A 25,903-nucleotide genomic window follows, 5' to 3' on the forward strand; every position below is an offset into this window, starting at 1 on the left:
CGCTTTGCCAGCGAGCGCGTGGCCTTGCGTACCAGCAGATAGAACAGCGGGGTCAGCAGCAGCCCGAAGAACGTCACGCCGATCATCCCGGAGAACACGGCCACGCCCATCGCACGGCGCATCTCCGCACCCGCGCCGGTCGAGATCACCAGCGGCACGACGCCCATGATGAAAGCCATCGACGTCATCAGAATCGGGCGCAGCCGCAGGCGCGCGGCGTCGAGCACCGCACGCAACGGGCCTGCGCCTTCAGCCTCGCGGTCGCGGGCGAACTCCACGATCAGGATCGCGTTCTTGCTCGCCAGCCCGACGAGCACGATCAGCCCGATCTGGGTGAAGATATTGTTATCGCCACCCGTGATCTGCACGCCGAGCAGTGCCGAGAACAGCACCATCGGCATGATCAGGATCACCGCCAGGGGCAGGCCCAGACTCTCGTACTGGGCGGCGAGCACCAGAAACACCAGCACCACCACCAGCGGAAAAATCAGCATGCCGGTATCGCCGGCCAGGATCTGCTGATAGGTCAGGTCGGTCCATTCGAAGCTCATGCCGTTGGGCAGGCTTTGTTGGGCCACCCGCTCCATCGCCGCCTGGGCCTGGCCGGTACTGAAGCCCGGCGCCGGGCCGCCGTTGATCTCGGCGGTGGCATAGCCGTTGTAGTGCATGATCCGGTCCGGCCCGGACGACGCGTTGAGGGTGACGAACGCGCCCAGCGGAATCATCGCCCCGTCGGCGTTGCGCGTCTTCAGCTGCAGGATGTCGTCGGGTTCGAGACGGAACTCCGGCTCGGCCTGGACGTTGACCTGATAGGTGCGCCCGAAGCGATTGAACTGATTGACATACAGCGAGCCGAGATAGACCTGCATGGTGTCGAACAGCTGCTGCAGGTTCACGCCCTGGGCGATCGCCTTGTCGCGATTCACGTCGGCATCGATCTGGGGCACGTTCTGTTGAAAGCCGGTGAACAGCCCGGCCAGCGCGGGCTCGGCGTTGCCGGCCGCGATCAGCTTCTGGGTTTCGGCGTACAGGGCCGCCGAGCCCAGATCGGCGCGATCCTGGATCTGCATACGAAAACCGCCGATCGTGCCGAGCCCGTTCACCGGCGGTGGCGGAAACACCGCCACGAAGGCCTCCTGTATGCCCGCGAACTTCTGGTTGAGCGCGCCTGCAATCGCGTTCGCCGACAGATCCGCGCTACCCCGCTCCTCGAAGGGATCGAGGGTCACGAACACGATGCCGGTATTCGGGCTGTTGGTGAACCCGTTGATATTCAGACCCGGAAACTGGACCGCGCTCTCGGCGCCCGGCTGCTGGGCGACGATATCGCCCATGCGGCGGATGACCGCCTCGGTGCGATCCAGCGTGGCCGCATCCGGCAGCTGTGCGAAGGCGACCAGATACTGCTTGTCCTGCTGCGGCACGAAGCCGGTCGGCGTCTGGGTGAAACCCAGCCCGGTGAGCCCGATCAGGCCGACGTAGAGCAGCACTGCGATACCGCCCACGCGAAAGACCCGGCCGATGCTGCGGACATAACCGTTCGAAGCCGCCGCGAAGAAGCGGTTGAACGGCCGGAACAGCCAGCCGAACAGGCCATTGATCACGCGCGTGAGCCGATCGGGTGCCGCGCCCTTCTCCTGGAGCAGCAGCGCCGAGAGCGCCGGGCTGAGAGTGAGCGAGTTGAGCGCCGAGATGACCGTACTGATCGCGATCGTGAGCGCGAACTGCTTGTAGAACTGGCCCGACAGGCCGCTGATGAAGGCCGTGGGCACGAACACCGCGCACAGCACGAGCGACGTGGCGACGATCGGCCCCGTGACTTCGCGCATGGCCTGGCGGGTGGCCGCGACCGGCTTGAGCCCGTTCTCGATATTGCGCTGCACGTTCTCGACGACCACGATCGCGTCGTCCACCACGATGCCAATCGCCAGCACCAGGCCAAACAGCGACAAAGCGTTCAACGAGAACCCGAACAGATACATCACGGCAAAGGTGCCGACCAGCGACACCGGCACGGCGATCAGCGGGATCACCGACGCGCGCCAGGTCTGCAGGAACAGAATCACCACCAGCACGACGAGCACGATCGCCTCGAGCAGCGTATGCACCACGTCGCGGATCGACTCGCGCACGAACACGGTCGGGTCGTAGACGATCTGGTAGTCCACACCCTGCGGGAAGCTCTTCTTGAGCTCGGCCATCTTTGCGCGCACCTGCTCGGAAATCTCCAGCGCGTTGCTGCCGGGGCGCTGAAATACCGGAATGGCGGCGGCCGGGGCGTTGTCCAGCAGCGCACGCAGCGCATAGGTGTCCGCGCCGATCTGTACGCGCGCGACATCCTTCAGGTAGGTGATCTGGCCCGATTCGCCGGTCTTGACGACGATGTTCTCGAACTCTTCGGCGGTGGACAGCCGGCCCTTGGTATTGATCAGCAGCTGGAAATCCGCGCTGCTGCGCGTCGGCGGCGCGCCCAGCTGGCCGGCAGCGACCTGGATGTTCTGGTCGCGAATCGCGGCCACGACATCGCCCGCCGCCATGTTCCGGCTGGCCAGCTTGTCCGGGTTCAGCCAGACCCGCATCGCGTATTCGCCCGCGCCGAACACCTGAACATCACCGACGCCGTCCAGGCGCGCCAGCTCGTCCTTGACCCGCACCAGCGCATAGTTGGCCAGATAGAGCCGGTCGTAGCGCTCGTTCGGCGAGACCAGATGCACCACCATGGTCAGATCGGGCGATGCCTTGTTGGTGGTCACGCCCAGACGCTGTACTTCTTCCGGCAGCTCCGGCACGGCCTGCGCCACGCGGTTCTGTACCAGTACCTGGGCGGTATCCGGATCGGTGCCCAGCGCGAAGGTGATGGTCAGCGTCATCACGCCGTCGGCGGTCGACTGCGAGGACTGATACAGCATGCCCTCGACGCCGTTGATCGCCTGTTCCAGCGGGCCGGCCACGGTATCGCCGATCACTTTCGGATTGGCGCCCGGGTAGCTGGCCTTGACCACCACGGTCGGCGGCACGACTTCCGGATATTCGCTGATCGGCAGCAGCGGCAACGCCAGCAGGCCCACCAGCAGAATGAGCGTCGACAATACGCCCGCGAATATCGGGCGGTCGATAAAGAATTGAGACAGTTTCATTTCGCGCGATCCGCCAGCGCCACGAGACCGCGTGCGTTATCGATATAAAGCGCGGGCAGACCGTCTGCGCCGGCCAGCGGCTGTGGTTGAGCCGCCGCTTCCACCTGGGCCAGCTGCTCCAGCGTTTCGCCGTCCTCGAGCATCGACACCCGCTCGGGCGCGACGGTCTGGCCGGGCATGACGTGCTGCAGGCCGTTGACAACGATGACGTCGCCCGGCTTCAGGCCCGAGCGCACCACGCGCAGGCCGCTGATGGACGGCCCCATTTCCACGCGCTGATACTCGACCGCGTTGTCGGCCGTCAACCGCAGTACGAAGCGCTTGTCCAGATCGGTGCCTATGGCGCGGTCGTCGATGAGCACGGTCTCGACCGCCGCGCCGCCGACCAGGCGCATCCGCGCGAACAGCCCGGGCGTGTACTGGCCGTCGCCGTTGGCGAACGCGGCCCGGGCCCGGATGGTGCCCGTATCGGGGTTCACCTGATTGTCGACGAAATCGAGATTGCCCCCGTGCGGGTAGCCGGTTTCGTCCACCAGCCCCATGAACACGCCGGTGATGTCTTCGTCGCCGCCGTGCTGGATGAGCTGCTCATAGCGAAGAAACGCCTGCTCGTCCACGTCGAAATAGGCATAGACCGGGTCCTGCGAGACGACGGTGGTCAGCACCGCGCTGCCGTCAACCAGATTCCCGGCCGTGATGTTGGCGCGCGACACGCGCCCGTCGATAGGCGCCCGCACCTCGGTGAATTCCAGATTCAGCCGCGCGGCACGCAGCATCGCCTCGACCGAGCCCAGCTCGCCTTTCGCCGCCGCCTCGCTCGCCCTGAACTGATCGTATGCCTGGGTCGAGATCGCGTTGGCACGCTGCAATGCCCGGCCGCGTTGGAAATCGGCGCGGGCCAGCGCGAGCGACGATGCCGCACGCGCCTTTTCCGCGGAAAGCCGATCGACCTCGGCCTGATACGGCCGCGGGTCGATCTGAAAGAGTAGATCGCCCTTGTGCACGATCGCGCCGTCGGCAAAGGCGACGCGATCGATATAGCCGTTCACACGGGCACGGACCTCGACGGACTCCACCGCCTGCAGGCGGCCGGTGAATTCCTGCCATTCGTGCAGCGATTTCACGATCACCGGCGCGACCGTCACAGCCGGGGGCGGGGTTGCCGCCTGTGCCTGTGCCTGTGCCTTTGCGGTCGTCGGGGAGGACACCGCATACGCGGCCACCGCGCCGACCAGTACGGCGATCACCGCCGCGATGCCGATCAGCCGGGACGACCGGCGCCTTGATTCACGCATTGAGAACTCCCTGGAGCGGCCACGAGCGCGCTCGAAACCGGTTGCGCCGGGTCGTCTCTTGTCGGGAGCGACTCGGCAGCTTGACAGCGTTCGGCAACAAGCCGATTCTTACGGAACTGTTACCGACCGGTAACGTCCTGAGGAGGATGTTAGTTACCGGTCAGTAACATTTCAATAAAAATATTGTGCCTAAAGGCACCGAGAGTGATAAGCCGCTGTGAACCAAGAAGTTATTTCCGCGAAAAAAAAGCCGCGTGTACGCGACAGGATCTTCGCCGCCGCCTGTGAGCTGTTCTACAGGCATGGCGTGCGCGCCGTCGGCGTGGACGCGATCGTGTCCGAGGCAGACACCAACAAGATGAGCTTCTATCGCGCCTTCGCGTCCAAGGACGACCTGGTCGCCGCGTACGTGCGCCACGAGGTCGAAGAAGGCCTCGCGCACTGGGAGGCGACGCTGGAAAGCTATAAGGGCGACCCGCTGGCCCAGACGCGAGCCCTGTTCAAGGCGCATCGAGTCGAAACCTGCGCACAGGCGTCCCGAGGCTGTCCGCTGTCGAACGTCGCCGTGGAGCTATCCGAAACGCAGCACCCGGCCAAGGCGATCATCGAGGAATACAAGGCCGAGATGCGCCAGCGCTTTCGCCGCCTGGCCGGCGAAATGGGCGCGCCCAACGCGGACGCGCTGGGCGATACCCTGATGCTGCTCTGGGAAGGCGCCTATCTCTCGCCGTTGACGTTCTACGACCGCAGCGGCCCGGCCCAGAATGTCGTCAACGCCGCCGAAGCCGTGATCAAGGCATTCGTGCCCGAGCAGGCCCGGTCCGCGCACTGACGGACGGACAGCGTTGCCGACTCGTGCTCGTGTGCGGGGACCAACCCGGCAATATCCTCAGGCATTGGCGCGCCCGAGCGTCGCGACGCGTTCGGTCGCGCGATACGGCGCGGGCGGAACCCAGGCTGTCTAAGCGACGCCCGGGGCTTCGCGCGCGTCGACCCGCGTGAGCAGCCAGCCGCCAGCGACGAACAGCACCAGCACCGACAGGATCGACAGCCGCGCGCTGCCGGACAGCGCCGCGGTCGCGCCGACCAGCAGCGGCCCGATCACCGCGGCGAACTTGCCCATCATGTTGTAGATGCCGAAATACTCGCCGGCGCGCCCGTCGGGGATCAGGCGCGCGAAGTAGGAGCGCGACAGCGACTGCACGCCGCCCTGCACCAGCCCGATCACCGCGGCCATGACATAGAACTGCCACTCGTAGGCCAGGAAATAGCCCCAGGCGGTAACGCCGGCATAGACCGCCAGCCCGAGATAGATCGCCTTCTTGGTCTCCCATTTCGAGGCCAGCCAGCCGAAGGCGATCGCGGCCGGAAAACCGATGAACTGCACCAGCAGCAGGGCGGTGATCAGGCTGGTCTGGCCGAAGCCGAGGTTGAGGCCGAAATCGACCGCCATGCGGATGATCGTGTGCACGCCGTCGATATACAGCCAGTAGGCGATCAGAAACGTGAATACCGGCTTTTCGCTGAAGATACGGCGCGCGGTCAGGCGCAGTTCGGCGAGTCCCTCGCGCATGGCGCGGGTGGCGCTCGGAGTATCCGCGTCGCGGCTCTCGTCGACGAACAGGAAGACCGGCAACGAGAACAGCGCCCACCAGACCGCCACGCTCAGAAACGACCAGCGCACCGCCGCCGCGCGATCGGCCAAAGCAAAGACCTCCGGCCACAGCGTCATCGCCACGTTCACGGCCAGCAGCAGGCCGCCGCCAAGATAACCGAGCCCGTAGCCGAGCGCGGACACGCGATCGTAGTCCGCCGGCGCGCACACATCCACGATCAGGCTGTCGTAGAACACCATGGCCAGAAAGAAAGCCGTCGAGGCGATCACGAACAGCGTGAGCGCGGCCAGCCATTGCCCCGCGCCGACGAAGAACAGGCCGGCGGTGGCGGCCACCGCGATCCCGGTGACGCCTGCAAGCCAGGGTTTCTTGCGGCGGCTGCGATCGGCGATCGCGCCCAGCAGCGGGGCGAGGAACAGCACGATCAGGCTCGCCAGCGCGCTGCCCACGCCGAGCTGCAGCGTGCTCGTCTCGGCCGCGTGGTCGGCGCTCCAGTAGGTCTTGAAGAAGATCGGGAAGAAGCCCGCCACCACCGTGGTCGCGAAGGCGGAGTTCGCCCAGTCGTAGAGCGCCCAGCCGAGCTGGGCGCGACCCGTCGCCGCCCGGCTCACGCCAGGTCCACGAGTCGCCGCGACAGCAGCAGCGCATCCTCGCGCCCCTCCGGGCCCGGGTAGTAGCCGGGCCGCGTGGCGATGCGCTTGAAGCCGAGACGCTTGTACAGACGCCGGGCGGACTTGTTGGAGGGACGGACCTCGAGCATCAGCACCTCGGCATTGTCAGCGCGCGCCTGGCGCGTCATGGCTTCGACGAGACGCTCGGCCACGCGCTGTCCGCGCAGATCCGGCGCCACACAGAGATTGAGGATGTGGGCTTCGCCCACCGCCACGGAAAGCAGCGCGTAGCCGACCACCGCCTCGTCGAGGTCGGTCGCGACCCAGCCGCGATAGCCCACCCGCAGGCAGTCGCGAAAGATGCGCTCGTTCCAGGGGTAGCCGTAGGACACCTCCTCGATCGCGAGCACCGCGGGCACATCACCCGCCCGCATGCCGCGGATGCCGATCAGCAGCTGCGGCTCGACGCTCACGCCGTCCGTCCACCGGCGCCGATGCGGGCCGCGATCCGCTTGAGATCCGCCCAGGCGCGCGCCTTCATCTGCGGGCTGCGCAGCAGAAAGGCCGGATGATAGGTGATGAGCACGTCCAGATCCCGCTGCGGGTATTTGTGGGTGCGCCCACGCAGCTTGCCGAGGCTGTCGCCGCTATTCAGCAGCGTCTGCGCGGCCACGCGCCCGACCGCGACCACCAGCGTCGGGTCCATCAGCTCGATCTGGCGTTCCAGCACCGGCCAGTCCGCCGCGACCTCCTCGGCGTTCGGATCGCGGTTGTTGGGCGGGCGGAACTTGCAGATGTTGGTGATGTAGACGTTGGTCTCGCGTGAGCAGCCGATCGCGAACAGCATGCGGTCCAGCAGCTTGCCGGCGCGGCCGACGAACGGCACGCCCTGGGCATCCTCCTGCGCTCCCGGCGCCTCGCCCACGATGAGCACGTCCGCGTCGCGCGCGCCGACCCCGAACACGGGCCGCTGGGCGCCGCGATGATCGCGGGTCGTCAGCCAGGCCTCCAGCTCGTCCCAGCCCATGCCGGACGGCGACGCGGGCGACGTCGGCGCGGCGGATGCCGGTGGCGCGGGTGCGGTCTGTACGTCGACGGCCACTTCCGCGGCTTCGGCGGTGACCTGGTCCGGGGCCAGCTCGCTCTCGCCGGCCGTGTCCACGGCCGGCGCCTGCTGGCGCGCTCCGCCGCCGAGCGGGCCGTCGGCACGCGCACGCCAGTCGACCAGGCCGAGTTCGCGTAGACAGGCGCTGCGATGATCTGAGTCCATCACGTCATAGCCTAACGGCTCGCAGTGGAAAAGACAGCCATGGGCCCGCCAAACGACCGGCCGTCATCACCGCGTGCCGGCGCTGAGTGGACAACCCGTATGGTGTTCGCACGCGGTGGCGCGGCGGGCTTGTCCGGGCCATCGAGGCGGGCGGCGTGCCTGCGCGAGCGCACGATCACGGCTGCGCCGGCGACTCGACAGCCGGCGCTTTGGCCACGCGGCGTAACCGGCGTGCCTTGCAAAGACGGGCCCGCAGCGCCGGCCGCGCGCCGCACGGCCTGTCCACCCTAGCCCTGACCGCGCTTGAGCTTCCAGCGGCGCACGGCCATGAACGGACCGGAAGCCGCGTAGACGAAGAACGCGAGGAACAGCACCCGCGGCGGGTCGAGGATGATCAGCACGAAGACGATGAGCATGATCAGGATGTAGCGAAACGGCACACGTTCGCCGAAATTCAGATCCTTGAAGCTCTGATAGCGCACGTTCGAGACCATCAGCACGCCCGCGGCGACGGTCAGCAGGAACACGATCGGCACCAGCGCGCTGCCGTCGATGCCAAAGTCCGCGCCCACCCACACGAAGCCGACGAGCAGCCCTGCGGCGGCCGGACTCGGCAGGCCGAGGAAGGTCTTCTTCTCGACCGGCGCACCGCGGGTGATGTTGAACCGGGCCAGCCGCAGCGCGGCCGCTGCCATATAGAAGAAAGCGGCCAGCCAGCCGAGCTTGCCGGCGGTGTCGCTGTAGTAGGCCAGGCTGTCCAGGCTGTAGAGATAGGCGGTCAGTCCGGAGGCGAGCCCGAAGGCCACCAGATCGCCGAGGCTGTCGTACTGGATGCCGAAATCGCTTTCGGTGTGCGTCAGCCGGGCCACCCGGCCGTCGAGCATGTCGGTGAGCATCGCCACGAAGATGGCGATGGACGCCACCGTGAAGCGCCCCTGGGTCGCGGCGATGATGGCGTAGAAGCCGGCGAACAGCGTGCCGGTGGTGAACAGGTTCGGCAGCAGATAGATGCCGCGTTTGCGTCGGCTGCCGGACTCGGTCTCTTCGGGGGCGTCGGCCATCGCGTGGCTCCTGCTCGGGCGTGGGATGGGCCCGGTCTGGATGATCAGGCCGGGTGGGCGGCCGGCGGCGGCGCGTCCGCGCCCGTCGGGCGAGCCGCCTTCTTGTGCACCAGCTTGGCGAGCACACAGGCACCTGCGCGCACATGATCACCCAGTTCGACCTCGACACGCGAATTCACGGGCAGGTAGAGGTCCACGCGGCGGGCCAGCCGGCGCATGCCGCAGCAGCGCCCCTGACCCACGCGCTCGCCGTAGTTGCTGCGGCAGGGGCGGGTGCCGAACAACGAGCCGTGCTGGATCACGATCACCAGCTCGTCGCCCTCGTCGGTACGGATGCGCGAGACCACGCCGTCGAGCGTGTCGACCGCCTCGCCGGTGACCTCCAGCACGGTGCCCTCAACGGGCGAACGCATGAAGTAGGCCCCAAAGACGTCGACCCGAAGCGACAGCTTGACCGCCTCGCGGTCCAGAAACGGGTCGTAGCCCTCGCGCCGGTGGACGACGGTTCCGTCCACCGGCGCGATCACGGCCAGCGGTTCGGCCGGCACGTTACGCGGGGCATCCCGGAAGTACAGGATGCTGAACAGCACCGCCGCTGCCAGCGGCAGCGCCGCCCAAACGCCGAACAGCGCGTTGACGAGCGCGCAGGCCACGGCCAGTCCGGTGAGCACGGCCCACCCTTCCGGCACAATATGAAACAGCGTCTTGCGCCGCATAACCCCGTCCCGCCCGAGGGCGATCGAGTCTCGAAATGGCGATCCGGCCGATCGGATCAGTTGCGCGATTTATCGACGATCTTGTCGCTGGCGATCCACGGCATCATGCCGCGCAGCTTCTCGCCCACGCGCTCGATCTCCGAATCCGCGGCCCGGCGCCGCCCGGCCTTGAGCATGGGGCTGCCGGCCTGGTGCTCGGCGATGAACTCGCGCGCGAACGATCCCGACTGGATCTCTTCCAGAATACGACGCATCTCGGCCTTGGTTTCATCCGTGATCAGACGCGGACCGCGGGAGATGTCGCCGTACTCGGCGGTGTTCGAGATCGAGTAACGCATGTTGGCGATGCCGCCCTCGTAGATCAGGTCCACGATGAGCTTGACCTCGTGCAGGCACTCGAAATACGCCATCTCCGGCTCGTAGCCGGCCTCGACCAGCGTCTCGAAGCCGGCTTGGATGAGCGCGATGGTGCCGCCGCAGAGCACGGACTGCTCGCCGAACAGGTCGGTCTCGGTCTCGGCCTGGAAGGTGGTCTCGATCACGCCAGCCCGGCCGCCGCCGTTGGCCACGGCGTAGGCCAGGGCCACGTCCTTGGCCTGACCGGAGACGTCCTTGTAGACGGCGATCAGGCTCGGCACGCCGCCACCCTTCTCGTAGGTGGTGCGCACGAGATGGCCGGGGCCCTTGGGCGCGACCATGATCACGTCCAGATCGGCGCGCGGCTCGATCAGCTCGAAGTGCACGTTGAAGCCGTGCGCGAAACCGATGGTCGCGCCCTGCTTGATGTTGGGCTCGATCACCTCGTTGTAGAGCGTGACCTGATGCTCGTCCGGGGTCAGGATCATGACCACGTCGGCGCTGGCCGTCGCATCGGCGATGCTGGCGACCTTCAGGCCGGCGTTCTCGGCCTTCTTGGCCGACGAAGAACCCTCGCGCAGGCCGACCACGACATCGACGCCCGAATCCTTGAGGTTGTTGGCATGGGCATGGCCCTGCGAGCCATAACCGATGATGGCCACCTGCTTGCCCTGAATCAGGGACAGGTCACCGTCCTTGTCGTAATAAACGTTCATGCTCAAGGTCGTACTCCTGCTTTGCGTATGGCATCCACGGCCTCGGACGCCGCGGCGATTGGTCGATTAAAAGGTGGCGTCGTCGCTGCCCGAAGCGCCATGTTCATAATGCAGGCCGGCGTCGCCCGGGGTCATGGTGACCGCACCGCTGCGCGCCAGCTCCACCAGCGCGCCGGCGTCCTCGAGCGCGGCGACGAAGGTGTTGAGCGATTCGCCCGAGCCCACGAACTGCAGCGTGCGCTGGCCGGCGTCGCCGCCGAGCTCGACCACGTCGTAGGGCTCGGCGAGCGCGTCGATCGCGGCATCGTCCTCGCGCGGGCGCACCTTGATCAGCGCCAGCTCGCGTTCCAGATGGGCGTCGCCGGTCATGTCGAGCACGTCGATCACGTCCACCAGCTTGAGCAGCTGGCGATTGATCTGCTCGACGACGTCCTCGGTGCCGTGGGTGACCAGCGTCAGGCGCGACACGGTGGCGTCCTCGGTCGGCCCCACGTTGAGGGTCTCGATGTTGAAGCCACGCTGCGAGAACATGCCCGCCACGCGAACGAGTGCCCCGGCCTCGTTGGCCATCAGAACGGAAATGACGTGTCGCATGGCTGGTCCCGCGGTCGCCGCGTGCGCGTGCAAAGCGCGCAAAATACGCCCAATATCGGGGTGAATCAACCACACTGCGAACCGGATGACCGACACGCCCGCGAACTGCGCTACAATTCGCGGTTTTCCACGCTGTTTCAGGGTGAACCCATGAGCCACGCCCAGCACGCTGTCCACGCCACCGATCCCCACCCGCTCAGCGGGACCGTCCTCTCGGGTGCGGACACGATCGTACAGGTGCTGGCCGACGAGGGCGTGGACACCATCTTCGGCTATTCCGGCGGCGCCATCCTGCCGACCTACGACGCCATCTTCCGCTACAACGAGGACAACCCCGGCCAGATGCCGCTGATCGTGCCCGCCAACGAGCAGGGCGCGGGCTTCATGGCCGCCGGCTACGCGCGCGCCTCCGGCAAGGTGGGCGTGGCCATGGTCACCTCCGGGCCGGGCGCGACCAACTGCGTCACGCCCATTCGCGACTGCATGGCCGATTCGGTGCCGATCGTGCTGATCTGCGGCCAGGTGGCGCGCGCCGCCGTGGGCACGGACGCCTTTCAAGAGGCGCCGGTGTCCAACATCATGAGCAGCGCGGCCAAGCACGTGTTCATGGTCACGGATCCGGAGAAGCTGGAGGCCACGGTGCGCACGGCGTTCGAGATCGCCCGCTCCGGCCGGCCCGGCCCGGTGGTCATCGACGTGCCCAAGGACGTCCAGAACATCGAGCAGCGCTTTTCCGGCCAGGGCCTGCTACCCGTGCCCGGCTATCGCCAGCGCATGCGCGACCTGCGCGCCAGCCCGCTCAGCGACGACAAGTGCGCGGCGTTCTTCCGCCTGCTGGCCGAGTCCGAGCGCCCGCTCATCTACGCCGGCGGCGGCGTGATCAACTCCGACTCCGCCGACGAGCTGCGGGCGCTAGCCCAGGCCTTCGGCATCCCGGTGACGACCACGCTGATGGGCATCGGCGCCTTCGACACCACCGACGCCCTGTCGATGCACATGCTCGGCATGCACGGCACCGCCTTCGCCAACTATGCGGTCGAGGACTGCGACTTCCTGATCGCGGTGGGCGCGCGCTTCGACGACCGCGTGGCCGGCGTGCCCGAGCGCTTCGCGCCGAGCGCCAAGGCCATCGCCCACTTCGACGCCGACGCCTCGGAGATCAACAAGGTCAAGAACGTGGACTGGCATCACGTGGGCCTGTTCTCGCCGAGCCTCTCGCGGCTGCTGGCCTACGGCCGCGAGAACGGCTTCTCGAGCGATTTCTCGACGTGGCACGAGCACGTCACGAAGCTCAAGCGCGACTACGCGATGAACTACGCCCGCGACACGGCGCTCATCCAGCCCTACGCCGTCATCGAGGAGATCAACCGGCACACCGAGGGGCGCGCGGTCATCGCCACGGGCGTCGGCCAGCACCAGATGTGGGCGGCCCAGTACTTCGACTTCCGCGAACCGCGGCTGTGGCTGACCTCCGGCTCGATGGGGACCATGGGCTTCGGCCTGCCGGCGGCCATCGGCGCGGCGTTCGCGCGGCGCGACAAGCTGGTCATCGACATCGACGGCGACGCCTCCATCCGCATGAACATCGGCGAGCTGGAGACGGTGACCACCTACAACCTGCCGGTGAAGGTCGTCGTGCTGAACAACAACGGCGACGGCATGGTCAAGCAGTGGCAGAAGCTGTTCTTCAAGGGCCGGCTGTCGGCCTCGGACAAGTCGCTGCACAAGAAGGACTTCGTCAAGGCCGCCCAGGCCGACGGCTTCGAGTTCGCCGAACGCCTGAGCAATCCGGCGGACATGGCCCAGGTGATCGAGGCCTTCCTGAACTTCCAGGGCCCGGCCTTCCTCGAAGTCATGGTCGACCCGGACGCCGGCGTCTACCCGATGGTCGGCCCCGGCAAGAGCTACAAGGAAATGATCACCGGCGATCACATCAACAATCGCCACGGTGCTTCCGGCGACGAACGCGAGATCGACGCCTCGGAGATGTTCTAGGGCTTATTCTCGAAGCCGGCGGCTCGGGCAGGCGGCGCCATTCGGCGCCGCCTGCTTCGTTTTACGGGACGCCCGCGGTCGGCACATCGTTGGCGCTGGCTCGGGCGCGCCCGGGCCAACCGCCGCAGCCGACGTGCCCGCGGGATCGGCTCGGCCTGGGATCGGCAACGCGAGCCGTTACACGCCGACGCGGGCGTGGCCCGGCTTCAGCCGCCGCAGTCGGCCCGCGCCACCGTGATCTCGCCCAGCGTCGTGCCGTCGTCGAGCCGATACCGGTACGCCACGCGGAAGTCCCGCTTCATCAGCCCTCGCAGACGCGCCTTTTCGCATATCGTCCGCCGGATCGCGGCTTCCTGATCGGCGGGAAAGGTCTCGCGGTCGATACGGTCGGCGAACGCCGGCAGAATCGTATAGTTGTACTGCAGCGTGTCACCGTCGACCGACGTATCGTCCAGCCGCGTGCCCTCGTCCACCTGCGTCGGCAGGCCCGTGTTGAGCTGGGCCGACACCTTGTCGAGCACACCGTCCTTTTCCGTCGTGTCGCCGAAGACATACGGCGCCACCACGAAACCGACCAGCCCGAGTATCCCGAGCAGCACGAGCCCGCCCACGACGGCGGCGATTCTGGATAGATTGCTCATGGCGTGCGACAGCGTCTCCTCGTTCAGTGGCGGCTCGGCCGGCGTTCTCGGGTCTGATCGAAACAGACGGAGCCTCGGGCATGCGGCGCACCATACCGAACGTGGCGCCTATCCGCTCGCGACCACGCCTTCGCGACCGGGATCGCCCGGAGCCAACATATGCCGTTATCTGAGTACAGAGCGCTTCCACGACTATCTTCAACCTGTCGGAACATATTACGCATAAAGACTAAATGGGTTGCGACAATCCCTTTACCTATCTGTAATTATTATCTTTTTTAAAATGGAATAATTATTGCTTTCGTACAAGACATCAATCTGGAAAATCGAACGAAAAGACTATGCGTCAGATAACTCGCGCCTTGGCGGCAGGGCTGATCACACTACTGACCGCTACAAGCGCTCACGCCAGTGTCGTATATAACTGGCAGCCCGCAGCCGGGGGTGAGTATGTGTCTACAAGCAGCGGTCGACTTGTTGTTACTGACGCTGCTTTTTTAGCCGGTTCGGTGCAAGTTGATTTCGGCTCAGGACGAGAGCAGTCAAGTTTTGCAACTGGCGATCTCAGCCCGATTTTGAGTGCCGCTATGCGATTCCGCCACGAGTCCACTGGAGCAGACCTGCGCGCGGATGTTCACCCGAACACCCATCGATTCGCGGCTAGCGGCCTTTCCCTGGTCGCCAACCTATTCTTCGGCGACGACGGATTCCTGATTGGCAACCTAAACGTCTTCGACGCAAGCGAGAATTTCACTTCCTTTGGCGCGGGACAATCATGGTCCATCGTCGATTTCAACAGTGACTATTTTTACGGGTATTGCGCCGGCCGCCATAATCGAGAATGTTCCGCCGGGAGCGGATACTGGGTCCTCGATGAATCGACTGTGCCGGTATCCACACCCGATATGTCGAGCCTCCTCGCTCTAGCAGCGCTCAGTATGTTCGGCTTGATCCTGGTACGACGTAGAACGTTCTAATACTCGGGGCATTGCGGGACAGAACGCCAATGCGCTTCACCGCCTCAAGCAAAACAGGCGTCCATGGATAGCCATTAAGACAGCGCGATGGCGCGGCATGAATCCGTCCCACATCACTGTTCGTGCCTGACCCCCTTTACGCTCGAGTCCGCCCACGACGGCGGCGATTCTGGATAGATTGCTCATGGCGTGCGACAGCGTCTCCCTTCATCAGTGATGGCCCGACCGGCGTTCCCCGGATCGACCCGGGGCATGAACACGCGCCATACCATACGGGACGTGGAACACATCCGCTCACGCATCGGCCTCTGGCCGTCCCAGCGAGCGGGCCGTCGGCCAACGGCGAAGCCGGCGCGCCGCCGACCCGACTCACGCCGTCCCGTTCGCAGTCCATTATCCAACGCCGGGCGGCGCGGCCGCGCTGCAGCCTGGGCACCGAGGACCGCGGAATCGATCATCGGGCCGGTTCATTGCGACGGCGGGTGATGCGAGACGACCGCCGCCGGGCCGGTCGACCGCGGCTTGCCGCTATCGCAACGGCGCGTATCGGCACGATGGTATGACGTCTGGACGTGGACGCAGCTCGGCTCGACCGGGTTCGGGGCTACCCGCGGCCGGGCTTTCGCGTCAGGCCGAACCGTGCCAGCGGAGCGGCACGGCGCGCAGACGCTGACCGGTGGCGTCGAACACCGCGTTCGCGATCGCCGCCGGGATCGGCACGGACGCCGGTTCGCCGGCACCGGTGGCGGGCTGGTCCGGCCGGTCGATGAGCGCGATCTCGACCTCGGGCATCTCCGGAAAGGTCAGGATCGGATAGGCGGCCCAGTCGAGACTGGTCACGCCGGTCCGATCCCACGTCACCGCCTCTTTCAGCGTGCGACCGACCGCCTGCATCACGTTGCCCTCGATCTGGTTCTCCAGCCCGTCGGGGTTCACGATCAGGCCGCAGTCGTGGGCCACCACGACCCGGCGCACCCGGATGCCGTCGCTGTCGCTCACCTCCACTTCGGCAACCGCAGCCACGTAGGCGAATTCGTTCTCGTAGCGCGCAAAGGCCATACCGCGGCCGGTCCGCGGCGTCGGCGCGCTGTCTTCACGGCGCTGCGGCGATACGCGCGCCTGCCAGCCGGCGCGATCGGCGACGGTCTCGATGACGGCACGGGCGCGCGGATCGTCGAGATGGTCCAGCCGAAACGCCACCGGGTCACGCTCGGCCGCAGCGGCCAGCTCGTCGATGAACGATTCGTTGGCGAAGCTGTTCTGAATCGCCCCGAGCGTGCGCAGCGCGGAGCAGCGCAGCAGGGCGTCGGCCACATCCACCCAGCGCGTACTCACCCGATAGGCGTCGAACCGATAGTCGACCGGCGCGTTGCGGTCGCCGCCGACATAGCGGTCGCTCGCGTGCGTGCCGTGGACAAGATTGCCGGCCAGGACATTGCGCGCGCCCGCCCCGCCGCCGGGCCGCGTGAGATGCGACGGCGTGAGATTCTCGAACGCCCAGGCCGCGACGCGGCCGTCCTGCACCCGGGCGCGCAGTCGCATGCGCATCGCCGGCCCCTTGGGCGCCCAGCCGTGTTCGTCGGCCCGGCTCCACTGCAGCCGCACGGGGCGCCCGATGGCCTGCGACACCAGCGCCGCATCCGCGGCCACGTCGTCCGCACCATTGTGGCCGTAGCAGCCGGAGCCCTCGACATAGATCACCCGCACGGCGCGCTCGTCGCGATCCAACAGGTCCGCCAGCGCCGAGCGCAACGGGTAGACGCCCTGGGTGGCGGACCAGATGGTGGCGCTGTCCTCGCGCACATCCGCGAGCGCACAGGACGGCCCGATCGAATCATGAATCTGGAACGGCCAGTCGTACTCGGCCGAGAGGACGTCGTCGCCGTCGCCGAGCGCGGCCTCCACGTCACCGGCTTCGGCGCTCACCCGCCCCGTACCCGCCGCCGCGTCAAAGGCGGCGAAGGGCGTATCGGCGTCGGGCATCGGCTTGAGATCCGCCCACTGCACCGACAGATCGTCCGCCGCCTGCATCGCCGCCCATTCCGTGGCCGCGGCCACCGCCACGAACGCGCCCCGCTGGACGATCTCGACGTTCTTGCCGACGCTATCGCGGTCGATGGACGCCACGGCGGGCGTGCGGACCGTACCGGTTGTCGGCGGACGCACCACCCGGGCGTGCCACATATCCGGAAGCCGCAGGTCTTGCAGATAATCGAAACGGCCGGCGACCTTGTCGGGAATATCCACACGCGGCACGGATCGGCCGACGAAACGCCGCGCCGCGGGCGCCTCGGCGCCGGAATCGACCGGCGCGTCGAAGCCGGCCTCGTCGATGAGGTCGGCGTAACGCAGCACGCGCGACTTGTCGCCGTCGACACGGATCTCGCCGTCGGCGGCGACCAGCCGGGACGACGCCACGTCGAGGCGGTCCGCGGCCTTGGCCAGCAACAGGCCGCGCGCCGTGGCCGCCGCCGCGCGCAGACGCGCCCCGCCCTGCTGGATCGTCTTGCTGCCGGCGGTGTATCCCTGATCCGGCGTCAGCGCCGTATCGCCCTGCACGATCTCGGTGGTATCGAAGTGCACGGCCAGCGCGTCGGCCACGATCTGACGCAGCGCGGTTTCCACCCCGGTGCCAAGCTCGACCTTGCCGTTGTAGACGATGACACGGCCGTCATCGGTCACCGCCAGCCAGGCATCCACCTGACCCGTGCCCAGCGGCTTGTCGATTGCGGCGCGCGGTTCGACGGTGCGGGCCGCCAGCGCGAGCGGCCCGCCCGCAAAATTGAAGCCCACCAGCAGCGCACCCGCGCCCTGGAGAAAATGGCGGCGTGAGAGCGTCGGCGTGTTCATGCGGACAGCCGCTCGGCGGCCCGCTCCACCGCTCTCACGATGCGCCGGTGCGTCCCGCAGCCGCAGAGATTGGAGGCAAGCGCCTGTTTGATCTCGGCCCGCGAGGGCCGCGGGGTACGCTCGAGCAGCGCGTGGGCCGACATGATCATGCCGGTGATGCAGAAACCGCACTGCACCGCCTGTCCGTCGATGAACGCCTGCTGCAACGGATCGAGCCGATCGCCGTCGGCCAGCCCCTCGAGCGTCAGAACCGGCTGCTCGGCCGCGGCCACGACCGGCACCACGCACGACGGCGTGGCCTCGCCGTCCATCACGACCATGCAGGCGCCGCACTGCGCCTTGCCACAGCCGTAACGGGTCGCGGTGAGCCCGAGCTCGTTGCGCAGCACGTACAGCAACGGCGTTTCGGGCGCCACGTCGACCTCGCGGGTCTCGTCATTGACGCGAAGCGTGAACTGGGCCATCGAAGTCTCCGGGGCATCGCGCGGTCATGTGGTCCGGGCCGCTGTCCCGCGGACATGCACGAGCGGTCGCGCGTGGGTTGGCGGTCCATTGTCAGAGCATCCTCGCACGTACCGCTCATCGCCACGCGAATGCTCGCATCCCGCTCGGCGAAACGCCGGCCGATACGAGGCACCGTGCCGGCACTCTCGGCCAGAACGCGATCGCGCATCCAATAAAGAACCCCGCGGCAAGCTGCGGGGTATTGCCTTGGCACTCGCTACGCATTGGTCGATCATATCGCAGCAAGCTACGGGGAATTAGACCCGAATGGATTAAAACACGACCGGGTCATCGCGTGCCCATTCGCTAAACTGAAAAATACTACAAGGGCGCCGTCGCTATGGCATGCGCCGTCTTATGGCTTCCCCGACGAAACTATCAAAATGCTCGAACGGCCGGCCAGTTTCCGGCGCTAAACGCAGTGCAGAAACGGCGTCTACTATGATGCGTGGCGGATCAGATCCGGCGACGACCGTGGCTCGTGAACTGGACGTGCCAAGCATCTCGCGCTGCCCCACCACACTGTGCAGCGGGTTCTCCGTTGCGGCTCGGCCATGCCAGTGGCCTACAGTATTATAAATGCCGCGCCTATCGCCACACCTTGAATGCGTTGACCGGCAAGCTGCTCGCCCGGCTGCGTGACCAATACGCTCAGCGTGTATCCGCCCCGGCACTGCACGGCCGGCGAGCATGTGCGCCTCTATGCCGAACGAAGCCAGGGTCTTGATCCAGTTTCGCGCGACTCAGGCGTCGGCGCGCCCGGTATCGACCAGATGGCGCGACGTATCGATCACCAGTTCGCCGTCGTAGACCCGCGATACACAAGTGCAGATACGGTTGTTGGCTTCCTTCTGGCGATCGCTATAGAACACGTCGCGATGATCCAGCTTGCCGCTGTAGTCGAGCACGTCGACCGTGCACAGGCCGCATTCGCCGTGTTCGCAGTCGTAGAGGACTTCGTTGACGCCGTTGACCTGCAGCGCCTGCAGCAGCGACTGGTCCTTTTCCACCCGAATCGCCATATCGCGATTGGCGATGCGCACATCAAAAGGCTGGTCCGGATATTTGCCGCTGCTGGCAAAGGTCTCGAACCGGAACTTCGACTGCGAGCGCCCGGCCGCCAGCCATTCACGCAGGAAATCCTCGCGCAGCGATAACGGGCCGCAGATATACAGCTCGGCGTCGTCGCCGAGTCTGGCGATCTCGGCCGCGGCTTCCATGCGCTGGCCCTCGCCGGTGACGAACAGCTTGAGCCGGTCGCCGAGCAGTTCCTGCAGCTCGGCGGCGAAAGCCAGCTGTTCCTGGGTACGGGCGGCATAGAGCACGCTCACGTCGACACCACGGGCGACCAGCGCCCGCGCCATGCCATAGATCGGCGTGATGCCGATCCCGCCGGCGACCAGCAGGTATTCGTGCCCACGATGCGACAGCGGGAAACGATCCTTGGGCTCGGAGATCATCACCCGCGCGCCGGGCTCGAGCGACCACAGATAACGCGAGCCGCCATGCCCGTCGGGGCGGTCCTTGACCGCGATGCGATAGACGCCGCCCTCGGTCTGGCCGCCGTCGACCAGCGAAAAGGAGCGGTATTCGGGTCGCTCGTTGACCATCACCTGAATATCGATATGACTGCCGACCTGGTAGCTCGACAGCCCGTGCTCGGGCTCGATGCTGAACAGGCGCACGTCGCTGGCCACATCTAGGGTGTCGCGCAGCACGGCGGGGCGAAAACTCTGATAGGTCGCCATGGGTATCTCCTCTTTGTAGGTTCGGGCGCGGTCGTTCAGCCGCGCTTGATCAGTTGCAGTCCCGGCACGCGATCCATCGCATCCTGTTGGCGCAGCACGATCTGCAGATTGCGTTTGGCACTGCGGGCATGTTCGCGCGCGATCGCCTCGGCGCGGCTGCCCTCGCCGTCCGCGATCGCTTCATACAGGCTGTGATGCTGATGCTGGGCGATGGTCAGCACGTGGCGGGATTCGGGTATCTCGGCATGCACCAGCACGAAGGCGCTGGGCGAGGCGAATGGCAAGGTCACGATGCGGTTCATGGCCTCCGCCAGCATCGGGCTGTGCGCCATGTCGATCACGCAGTCGTGCAGCTGCTGGTTGATCTCCATATAGCGCAGGAAATCGCCCTCGCTGAGCTGATCGCTCTCCAGCACCTCGTCGATGCCGGCGATATGCCCGGCGAGGCGCTCGAGTTCCAGCGCGCTCGCCCCGCTTTCGGCGGCATAGCGTGCACACAGCCCTTCATAGGTGCCGCGCAGTTCGATCGCGTCGAAGATGTCCTTCTCGGCGAACACACGGATGCGATAGCCGCCGCCGGGCAGCAGCTCCAGCAGCCCCTCGTGCTCGAGCTGAACCAGGGCCACGCGTACCGGGGTACGCGAGACCTGGATCAGCTCGGCGAGCATGGGCTCCGACAGGCGACTGCCGGCGGCGAGTTCGCCGTCGAGAATCATCTCCCGTAGCCGCAGAACTGCCTTGATACGCTGTTGCACTACCCGTTTCCTTGTCGCCGCAGGGATCAGCCGGCGCTGGCGCGCTCGGGCGCCGGGCGGCGGAAGATTTCGCCTTCCTCCTCGATCATACGGTCGATCAGACGCCGCGCCCACAGCGCGCCGGCATCGATATTGAGGCTATAGAACGGCTGGCGCGGCTGCTTGTCGATCGCCCGCTGCTGGGCTTCGAGCACGGTGACGTCCTGTTCGTAGACACCGTTATCGCCGTTGACATGGGCCTTGTTCAGGTCTTCGGTCCACTGCGGGTCGTCGACGTGGTGGTCACGCACGAAGTTCCAGAAGTAATGGCAGGTGGTCGCCGTTTCCGGGGTGATGGCCGCCATGAAATAGCCGGTCACGCCTTTCGAGCGATCGCCCTGATCGGCGCCGGTGCCGGTCTCGGCCACGCCGACATCACCCACCACGGTCGAGGGCGCCTGGAAGTTGATGATATGCCAGCGATCGACCGGCACGTCGCGGCCCAGCTGCCAGGCCCAGAACGGCGGCGCGTCGAAGTTGTGCATCCAGCGCGTCATGGTCACGTCGGTATCGGTATGGTCGATCTCGAACGGCGTGCGCGTGATCGCATCGTGGCCAATGCTGCCGGCATGCACGAAGGTCTCGTGGGTGAGATCCATGAGGTTGTCGACCAGCAGGCGGTAGTCACAGCCCATGCTGTAGAAGGTGCCGCCCTTGCCGGCCAGATTCGGGTCGGTATTCCAGTGAAAATCCGGCACCTTGGCAGGATCGGCCAACGCCGGGTCACCGGTCCAGACCCAGATCAGGCCGTGCTGCTCGCTTACCGGAAAGGCGCGCACACAGGCCGAGGGGTTGATGGTTTCCTGCGACGGCATGAATACGCAACGACCCTCGTCGTCGTATTTCAGGCCGTGATAGCCACACATCACATCGTCATCGACAAGCTTGCCCAGCGACAGCGGCAGCAGCCGATGCCAGCAGGCGTCTTCGAGGGCCACCACGTCGCCGGTGGTCTTGCGATAGATCACCAGATCGCGTTCGCAGACCGTGCGGGCATTGAGCTCGTGCTCGATCTCATGCGCCCAGGCCGCGGCATACCAGGCATTGATCGGATAGGTTCGGGTCGTCATTGCGCGTCTCCTCCAACTCGCATATCGAATGAACACCACAGGCTTGTATACAGCCTGTATGCAGAAAACATGCGCAAGGCTTTCGCGACAGTCAAACACCCGAGGCCGTGAATCCGCTGCGCAATCGCGCGTAAAACCTTATTACTCGCGTTTTATGATGCTATATAACTATTTTTTGAGCGTTCGATCCTGTGCCCAAATTGGTTACTTTCTGCGCAAACTGCGCGCGCTAACGGCATTTTTGTATACAGACTCGACCAGCTCCGTTACAGCCATTTAGTTATTGCAAATAACTTCTTTCCGTGAAACGATCGGTCTGGATTTTTCGCCAATACCAGAGGAGCAGCGGCCATGAGCGATTACGAGAACAGATGGAAGACCGTCTCGGTCACGGTAGCGTCGGGCATTGCCTGGGTCACGCTGGACCGGCCGGAAAAACGCAACGCCATGAGCCCGACGCTCAACAAGGAAATGATCGACGTGCTCGATGCCGTCGAACTCGATGACGACGCCCGCGTGCTCGTGCTGCGCGGTGCCGGTGAGGCCTGGACCGCAGGCATGGATCTCAAGGAGTATTTCCGCGAGGTGGATGCCGCGCCCGAGATCGTGCAGGAACGTATTCGCCGTGACTGCTCGCAGTGGCAATGGCGCCTTTTGCGTTTCTACACCAAGCCCACCGTCGCCATGGTCAACGGCTGGTGCTTTGGCGGCGCGTTTTCGCCGCTGGTGGCCTGCGATCTGGCGATCGCGGCCGACGAGGCCGTGTTCGGACTGTCCGAAATCAACTGGGGCATCCCGCCCGGGAACCTAGTCAGCAAAGCCCTGGCCGACACCATCGGCCACCGCCAGGCGCTCTACTACATCATGACCGGCGAGACCTTCACCGGCGAACAAGCAGCCGCGATAGGCCTGGTCAACGCCAGCGTGCCGCTCGCCGACCTCGAATCCCATGTACGCGAACTGGCAGAAAAACTGATCGACAAGAGTCCGGTCGCCCTGCGTACCGCCAAGCACGGCTTCAAACGCTGCCGCGAGCTGACCTGGGAACAGAACGAGGACTATCTCTACGCCAAGATCGATCAGTCCCTGCATCGCGATCCCGAGCGCGGCCGCGACGAAGGCCTCAAGCAGTTCCTGGACGACAAGAGCATCAAACCGGGGCTGCAGGCCTACCAGCGCGAACGCTAACGACGAGCCGGACAATAACGGACAGCCGTAGAGGAGAAACGCATGTCCGAACCCCGCTATCGCGAAACGGCGCTCGGGCGCTGGTCGTGCCATGTCGAGACAGCCGCCGACGGCGCGATCTACATGCGTCCGAACCAGGGGCTCGAGGCCTACCCGGAGCGCCTGCTCGACCGCCTGATCGACGGCGCGCAGGCATACCCCGATCGCAGCCTGGTCGCCCGGCGCGACGCCGATGAGGCATGGCGCCACGTCAGCTATGGCGAGATGCTCGATCGGGTACGGCGTATCGCTTCTGCTCTACGCGAACGCGATCTCTCCGCCGAGCGGCCGCTGCTCATCCTCTCGGAAAACAGCATCGAGCATCTCGTGCTCGCCTTCGGGGCGATGTATGCCGGCATTCCCCACTGCCCGCTCTCGCCGGCAGCCTCGCTGCGTTCCAGCGACTATTTCAAGGTCGCCCACGCCATGCGCCTGCTCACGCCCGGGCTCGTGTTCGCCGACGATCTGAATGCCTATGCGCCGGCGATCGCCGCCACCGTGGACGCGGACACCGAAGTGGTCGGCGTACGCGGTACGCTCGAATCACGCGCCCATACCGATTTCGCCGAACTGGAACGTCATCCCGCCGCCGACGATATCGACGAGGTGCATGCCGCCACCGGCCCCGACACCGTCGCCAAGTTCCTGTTCACCTCGGGCTCGACCAGCCTGCCCAAGGCGGTGACCACCACCCAGCGCATGCTCTGCTCGAACCAGCAGATGCTGTTGCAGACCTTTCCGTTCATGGCCGAGACACCACCGGTACTGGTCGACTGGCTGCCCTGGAACCATACCTTCGGCGGCAGTCACAACGTCGGCATCGTGGTCTATAACGGCGGCACTCTTTATATAGACGAGGGCAAACCGACGCCGGCGCTGTTCGGCGAAACGTTGCGCAACCTGCGGGAAATCTCGCCCACGCTCTATCTCAACGTGCCCGGCTGCTGGGAAAAGCTCACCCGGGCGCTGGAAACCGAGCCCGACCTGCGCCGGGTCTTCTACAAACGCCTGGAACTCAAGTTCTTCGCTGCGGCCGGGCTCGCGCAATCGGTCTGGGATCGGCTCGATGCCATCGCCGAACAGGAATGCGGCGAGCGTATTCCGTTCATGTCCGGTCTCGGCGCCACCGAAACGGCGCCCTCGGCCATGTTCACCACCGGCGGCGATCTGCGCGCCGGGGCGGTCGGCCTGCCCTGCCCGGGCAGCACGCTCAAACTGGTGCCGATCGAGGACCAACGCTACGAGGCCCGCTTTGCCGGGCCCCACGTCATGCCCGGCTACTGGCGCAACGCAGACAAGAGCGCCGAGGCGTTCGACGACGAGCAGTTCTACAGCAGTGGCGACGCCCTCGAGTTCGCCGATCCGCATGTTCCCAACCGCGGCCTGTTCTTTGCCGGGCGGATTGCCGAGAACTTCAAACTGTCCTCAGGCAGCTTCGTCGCCACCGGCGCGCTGCGCGGGCGCGTGCTGGGCGTCGCCGCACCGTATTTTCAGGATGTGGTCATCACCGGTGCGGACCGTGCCGATATCGGCCTGCTGATCTTTGCCGATGCCCAGGCCTGTCAGGAACTCGCGGATACCCGGCAAGCAATGAACGAGGAACAGCTCGCCGCCTGCGCGTCCATACAGCGCCATTTCGCCGAACTCATCGCGCAGGTGAACAGGCAGGCCACCGGCAGTGCCACGCGTATCGCCCGCGCCTGCATTCTCGCCGAGCCGCCCTCCTTCGACGCCCAGGAAGTCACCGACAAGGGCTCGATCAACCAGCGCCGGGTGCTCGCACGACGGGCAGAACTCGTGGATGCGCTGCATGAAGACAGCGCGCCGCATCAGCTGTCGATCGATTGATACCGGGCCGCCGGACCTACGACATACGCTCTAGAAGCGCAGCTGGCGCAGGGTATGCAGCAGTTGCGCACGGGCCTGCCGGTCCACGCCGGCAAACATCTCGTCTTCCATGCGTTCGACCTCGGCCCGCGCTTGGTCCCGTAGCGCCTGCCCGGCCTCGGTCAGCAACAGGAAGATCGAGCGGCCGTCATCGGGATTGCGGGTACGCGTGATGAGCTCGCGCTTGCGCAGCCGGCCGACCACCAAAACCATGTTCGACGGTGCGACCGCCAGCGCCTCGCTGAGCTGTTTGTGGGTCAGCTGGGCGCTCTCGCCGAGCAGCACGAGCACCGAGAATTCCACCGGCGTAAGACCGAACGGCGTGCCGATACGCCGGGCGAAGGCCTGGCGCATGGCGATATCGGCGCGACGCACCTGGTAGCCGACCAGTGAGCGCAGCACCGAATCGTCCGATGTCGACGGCGTCGCATCATCGGCATTGTTCGCCGCGCCCGGCGCATCCTTCGACATGAATCGGAATCAAGACTCGCGAATGATGCCGGGCATGATACGCGAGGCCGACGGGCGCCGGCCGATCGAACCGGTGAGAGACGATCGCTAATAGACGCTCAAGTCGTCGGCCAGTACCACCTCGCCGTCGTAACCTGCTGGACGCCGAAGACGCGCCCGGCATCGATCTGCCGGGCCTGGATTTCTGTTCCATCGCGGCCGGCTACGGCGTCCAGGCCCAGCGCACCCGCGATCGTGAAGCCTTCCGTGTCGCCTATGCCCAGGCGCTGGAGACCACCGATCGGCCGACACTGATCGAGGTGCCGACCACCGTGATCGAACCCTGAGCGCACGCTCTTCCCGATATTCGACTTGGCCCTGCGCGCT

At 65.9% G+C, this 25,903-nt stretch carries 22 protein-coding genes and 1 pseudogene; 7 read left to right on the forward strand and 16 right to left on the reverse strand.

Going from position 1 to position 25,903, the window contains the following annotated elements; all coding sequences use genetic code 11:
- Window positions 1-3,137, reverse strand: a 3,137-nt coding sequence (locus SAOR_RS06930) for an efflux RND transporter permease subunit (RefSeq protein WP_123630786.1), incomplete at its 3' end; no start/stop codon positions are given.
- The gene (locus SAOR_RS06935; protein WP_123630787.1) at window positions 3,134-4,432 is read right to left on the reverse strand and encodes an efflux RND transporter periplasmic adaptor subunit; all 1,299 of its coding nucleotides are present in this window, start codon (window positions 4,430-4,432) and stop codon (window positions 3,134-3,136) included. The genes SAOR_RS06935 and SAOR_RS06930, both read right to left, overlap by 4 nt.
- Before the next feature lie 217 nt (window positions 4,433-4,649).
- Between SAOR_RS06935 and SAOR_RS06940 the strand changes: the two genes are divergently transcribed.
- A complete protein-coding gene (locus tag SAOR_RS06940; RefSeq protein WP_123630788.1) occupies window positions 4,650-5,264 on the forward strand; it encodes a TetR/AcrR family transcriptional regulator in 615 nt (204 codons plus the stop codon).
- 129 nt (window positions 5,265-5,393) lie between these two features.
- Here SAOR_RS06940 and SAOR_RS06945 read toward each other — a convergent pair whose 3' ends face one another.
- The 7 genes from SAOR_RS06945 to ilvN form a co-directional block, all read right to left on the reverse strand.
- Complete coding sequence (locus SAOR_RS06945; RefSeq protein ID WP_123630789.1) at window positions 5,394-6,659, reverse strand: MFS transporter; 1,266 nt, start codon at window positions 6,657-6,659, stop codon at window positions 5,394-5,396.
- Complete coding sequence (gene rimI, locus SAOR_RS06950) at window positions 6,656-7,132, reverse strand: ribosomal protein S18-alanine N-acetyltransferase (protein ID WP_123589646.1); 477 nt, start codon at window positions 7,130-7,132, stop codon at window positions 6,656-6,658. Before rimI ends, SAOR_RS06945 begins: the two co-directional genes overlap by 4 nt.
- Entirely contained in the window at window positions 7,129-7,929 is an 801-nt protein-coding gene (locus tag SAOR_RS06955) for a uracil-DNA glycosylase (RefSeq protein ID WP_123589647.1), read from the reverse strand. Before SAOR_RS06955 ends, rimI begins: the two co-directional genes overlap by 4 nt.
- Before the next feature lie 287 nt (window positions 7,930-8,216).
- The gene (locus tag SAOR_RS06960; RefSeq protein WP_123630790.1) at window positions 8,217-8,990 is read right to left on the reverse strand and encodes a CDP-alcohol phosphatidyltransferase family protein; all 774 of its coding nucleotides are present in this window, start codon (window positions 8,988-8,990) and stop codon (window positions 8,217-8,219) included.
- Between the two features lie 44 nt (window positions 8,991-9,034).
- Window positions 9,035-9,706: a phosphatidylserine decarboxylase gene (locus SAOR_RS06965; RefSeq protein WP_123589649.1), complete on the reverse strand. Its 672-nt coding sequence runs from the start codon at window positions 9,704-9,706 to the stop codon at window positions 9,035-9,037.
- Between the two features lie 56 nt (window positions 9,707-9,762).
- Window positions 9,763-10,779, reverse strand: coding sequence for a ketol-acid reductoisomerase (gene ilvC, locus SAOR_RS06970; RefSeq protein WP_123589650.1), 1,017 nt, complete (start codon window positions 10,777-10,779; stop codon window positions 9,763-9,765).
- Between the two features lie 66 nt (window positions 10,780-10,845).
- Window positions 10,846-11,373, reverse strand: a complete 528-nt coding sequence (ilvN, locus tag SAOR_RS06975) for an acetolactate synthase small subunit (RefSeq protein WP_123630791.1) — start codon at window positions 11,371-11,373, stop codon at window positions 10,846-10,848.
- Between the two features lie 150 nt (window positions 11,374-11,523).
- On the opposite strand from ilvN, the gene ilvB reads away from it, so the two are divergent.
- The gene (gene ilvB, locus SAOR_RS06980; RefSeq protein WP_123630792.1) at window positions 11,524-13,368 is read left to right on the forward strand and encodes a biosynthetic-type acetolactate synthase large subunit; all 1,845 of its coding nucleotides are present in this window, start codon (window positions 11,524-11,526) and stop codon (window positions 13,366-13,368) included.
- Window positions 13,369-13,574: 206 nt separating this feature from the next.
- On the opposite strand, the gene SAOR_RS06985 is transcribed toward ilvB, so the two are convergent.
- The gene (locus SAOR_RS06985; protein WP_123630793.1) at window positions 13,575-14,009 is read right to left on the reverse strand and encodes a hypothetical protein; all 435 of its coding nucleotides are present in this window, start codon (window positions 14,007-14,009) and stop codon (window positions 13,575-13,577) included.
- A 341-nt stretch (window positions 14,010-14,350) separates the two neighbouring features.
- Here SAOR_RS06985 and SAOR_RS06990 point away from each other — a divergent pair, with 341 nt between their 5' ends.
- On the forward strand, window positions 14,351-14,986 hold the full coding sequence (locus SAOR_RS06990; RefSeq protein ID WP_123630794.1) for a hypothetical protein: 636 nt from the start codon (window positions 14,351-14,353) through the stop codon (window positions 14,984-14,986).
- Window positions 14,987-15,613: 627 nt separating this feature from the next.
- Here SAOR_RS06990 and SAOR_RS06995 read toward each other — a convergent pair.
- Together SAOR_RS06995 and SAOR_RS07000 are read right to left on the reverse strand one after the other, a co-directional pair.
- The gene (locus tag SAOR_RS06995) at window positions 15,614-17,836 is read right to left on the reverse strand and encodes a xanthine dehydrogenase family protein molybdopterin-binding subunit (protein ID WP_123630795.1); all 2,223 of its coding nucleotides are present in this window, start codon (window positions 17,834-17,836) and stop codon (window positions 15,614-15,616) included.
- Window positions 17,833-18,300, reverse strand: coding sequence for a (2Fe-2S)-binding protein (locus SAOR_RS07000; RefSeq protein WP_123630796.1), 468 nt, complete (start codon window positions 18,298-18,300; stop codon window positions 17,833-17,835). Before SAOR_RS07000 ends, SAOR_RS06995 begins: the two co-directional genes overlap by 4 nt.
- Before the next feature lie 557 nt (window positions 18,301-18,857).
- On the opposite strand from SAOR_RS07000, the pseudogene SAOR_RS17075 reads away from it, so the two are divergent.
- A pseudogene (locus SAOR_RS17075) lies at window positions 18,858-18,980 on the forward strand (IS1595 family transposase); the annotation flags it as partial.
- A 103-nt stretch (window positions 18,981-19,083) separates the two neighbouring features.
- Here SAOR_RS17075 and SAOR_RS07005 read toward each other — a convergent pair.
- Genes SAOR_RS07005 through SAOR_RS07015 form a run of 3 tightly spaced genes read right to left on the reverse strand, consistent with a single transcriptional unit; the run spans window position 19,084 to window position 21,952 of the window.
- The gene (locus SAOR_RS07005; RefSeq protein ID WP_123630797.1) at window positions 19,084-20,088 is read right to left on the reverse strand and encodes a PDR/VanB family oxidoreductase; all 1,005 of its coding nucleotides are present in this window, start codon (window positions 20,086-20,088) and stop codon (window positions 19,084-19,086) included.
- 35 nt (window positions 20,089-20,123) lie between these two features.
- Window positions 20,124-20,843, reverse strand: a complete 720-nt coding sequence (locus SAOR_RS07010) for a GntR family transcriptional regulator (protein ID WP_123630798.1) — start codon at window positions 20,841-20,843, stop codon at window positions 20,124-20,126.
- Between the two features lie 26 nt (window positions 20,844-20,869).
- The gene (locus SAOR_RS07015; RefSeq protein ID WP_123630799.1) at window positions 20,870-21,952 is read right to left on the reverse strand and encodes an aromatic ring-hydroxylating dioxygenase subunit alpha; all 1,083 of its coding nucleotides are present in this window, start codon (window positions 21,950-21,952) and stop codon (window positions 20,870-20,872) included.
- A 351-nt stretch (window positions 21,953-22,303) separates the two neighbouring features.
- Here SAOR_RS07015 and SAOR_RS07020 point away from each other — a divergent pair, with 351 nt between their 5' ends.
- A complete protein-coding gene (locus tag SAOR_RS07020) occupies window positions 22,304-23,140 on the forward strand; it encodes a p-hydroxycinnamoyl CoA hydratase/lyase (protein ID WP_123630800.1) in 837 nt (278 codons plus the stop codon).
- Window positions 23,141-23,182: 42 nt separating this feature from the next.
- A complete protein-coding gene (locus tag SAOR_RS07025; RefSeq protein WP_123630801.1) occupies window positions 23,183-25,027 on the forward strand; it encodes a feruloyl-CoA synthase in 1,845 nt (614 codons plus the stop codon).
- 30 nt (window positions 25,028-25,057) lie between these two features.
- On the opposite strand, the gene SAOR_RS07030 is transcribed toward SAOR_RS07025, so the two are convergent.
- The gene (locus SAOR_RS07030) at window positions 25,058-25,537 is read right to left on the reverse strand and encodes a MarR family winged helix-turn-helix transcriptional regulator (RefSeq protein ID WP_123630802.1); all 480 of its coding nucleotides are present in this window, start codon (window positions 25,535-25,537) and stop codon (window positions 25,058-25,060) included.
- Between the two features lie 176 nt (window positions 25,538-25,713).
- Between SAOR_RS07030 and SAOR_RS17300 the strand changes: the two genes are divergently transcribed.
- Complete coding sequence (locus tag SAOR_RS17300) at window positions 25,714-25,863, forward strand: hypothetical protein (RefSeq protein ID WP_342782575.1); 150 nt, start codon at window positions 25,714-25,716, stop codon at window positions 25,861-25,863.
- Window positions 25,864-25,903: the final 40 nt, after the last annotated feature.

The organism is Salinisphaera orenii subsp. orenii MK-B5, from assembly GCF_003788635.1.
Lineage (GTDB): Bacteria > Pseudomonadota > Gammaproteobacteria > Nevskiales > Salinisphaeraceae > Salinisphaera > Salinisphaera orenii.

Bases quoted from the DNA above. Each gene is read 5' to 3' on its own strand.
- SAOR_RS06935 (WP_123630787.1), bottom strand. From the start codon at position 4,432: ATGCGTGAATCAAGGCGCCGGTCGTCCCGGCTGATCGGCATCGCGGCG.
- SAOR_RS06955 (WP_123589647.1), bottom strand. From the start codon at position 7,929: ATGGACTCAGATCATCGCAGCGCCTGTCTACGCGAACTCGGCCTGGTC.
- SAOR_RS06960 (WP_123630790.1), bottom strand. From the start codon at position 8,990: ATGGCCGACGCCCCCGAAGAGACCGAGTCCGGCAGCCGACGCAAACGC.
- SAOR_RS06965 (WP_123589649.1), bottom strand. From the start codon at position 9,706: ATGCGGCGCAAGACGCTGTTTCATATTGTGCCGGAAGGGTGGGCCGTG.
- ilvC (WP_123589650.1), bottom strand. From the start codon at position 10,779: ATGAACGTTTATTACGACAAGGACGGTGACCTGTCCCTGATTCAGGGC.
- ilvN (WP_123630791.1), bottom strand. From the start codon at position 11,373: ATGCGACACGTCATTTCCGTTCTGATGGCCAACGAGGCCGGGGCACTC.
- ilvB (WP_123630792.1), top strand. From the start codon at position 11,524: ATGAGCCACGCCCAGCACGCTGTCCACGCCACCGATCCCCACCCGCTC.
- SAOR_RS06985 (WP_123630793.1), bottom strand. From the start codon at position 14,009: ATGAGCAATCTATCCAGAATCGCCGCCGTCGTGGGCGGGCTCGTGCTG.
- SAOR_RS06990 (WP_123630794.1), top strand. From the start codon at position 14,351: ATGCGTCAGATAACTCGCGCCTTGGCGGCAGGGCTGATCACACTACTG.
- SAOR_RS06995 (WP_123630795.1), bottom strand. From the start codon at position 17,836: ATGAACACGCCGACGCTCTCACGCCGCCATTTTCTCCAGGGCGCGGGT.
- SAOR_RS07000 (WP_123630796.1), bottom strand. From the start codon at position 18,300: ATGGCCCAGTTCACGCTTCGCGTCAATGACGAGACCCGCGAGGTCGAC.
- SAOR_RS07005 (WP_123630797.1), bottom strand. From the start codon at position 20,088: ATGGCGACCTATCAGAGTTTTCGCCCCGCCGTGCTGCGCGACACCCTA.
- SAOR_RS07015 (WP_123630799.1), bottom strand. From the start codon at position 21,952: ATGACGACCCGAACCTATCCGATCAATGCCTGGTATGCCGCGGCCTGG.
- SAOR_RS07020 (WP_123630800.1), top strand. From the start codon at position 22,304: ATGAGCGATTACGAGAACAGATGGAAGACCGTCTCGGTCACGGTAGCG.
- SAOR_RS07025 (WP_123630801.1), top strand. From the start codon at position 23,183: ATGTCCGAACCCCGCTATCGCGAAACGGCGCTCGGGCGCTGGTCGTGC.
- SAOR_RS07030 (WP_123630802.1), bottom strand. From the start codon at position 25,537: ATGTCGAAGGATGCGCCGGGCGCGGCGAACAATGCCGATGATGCGACG.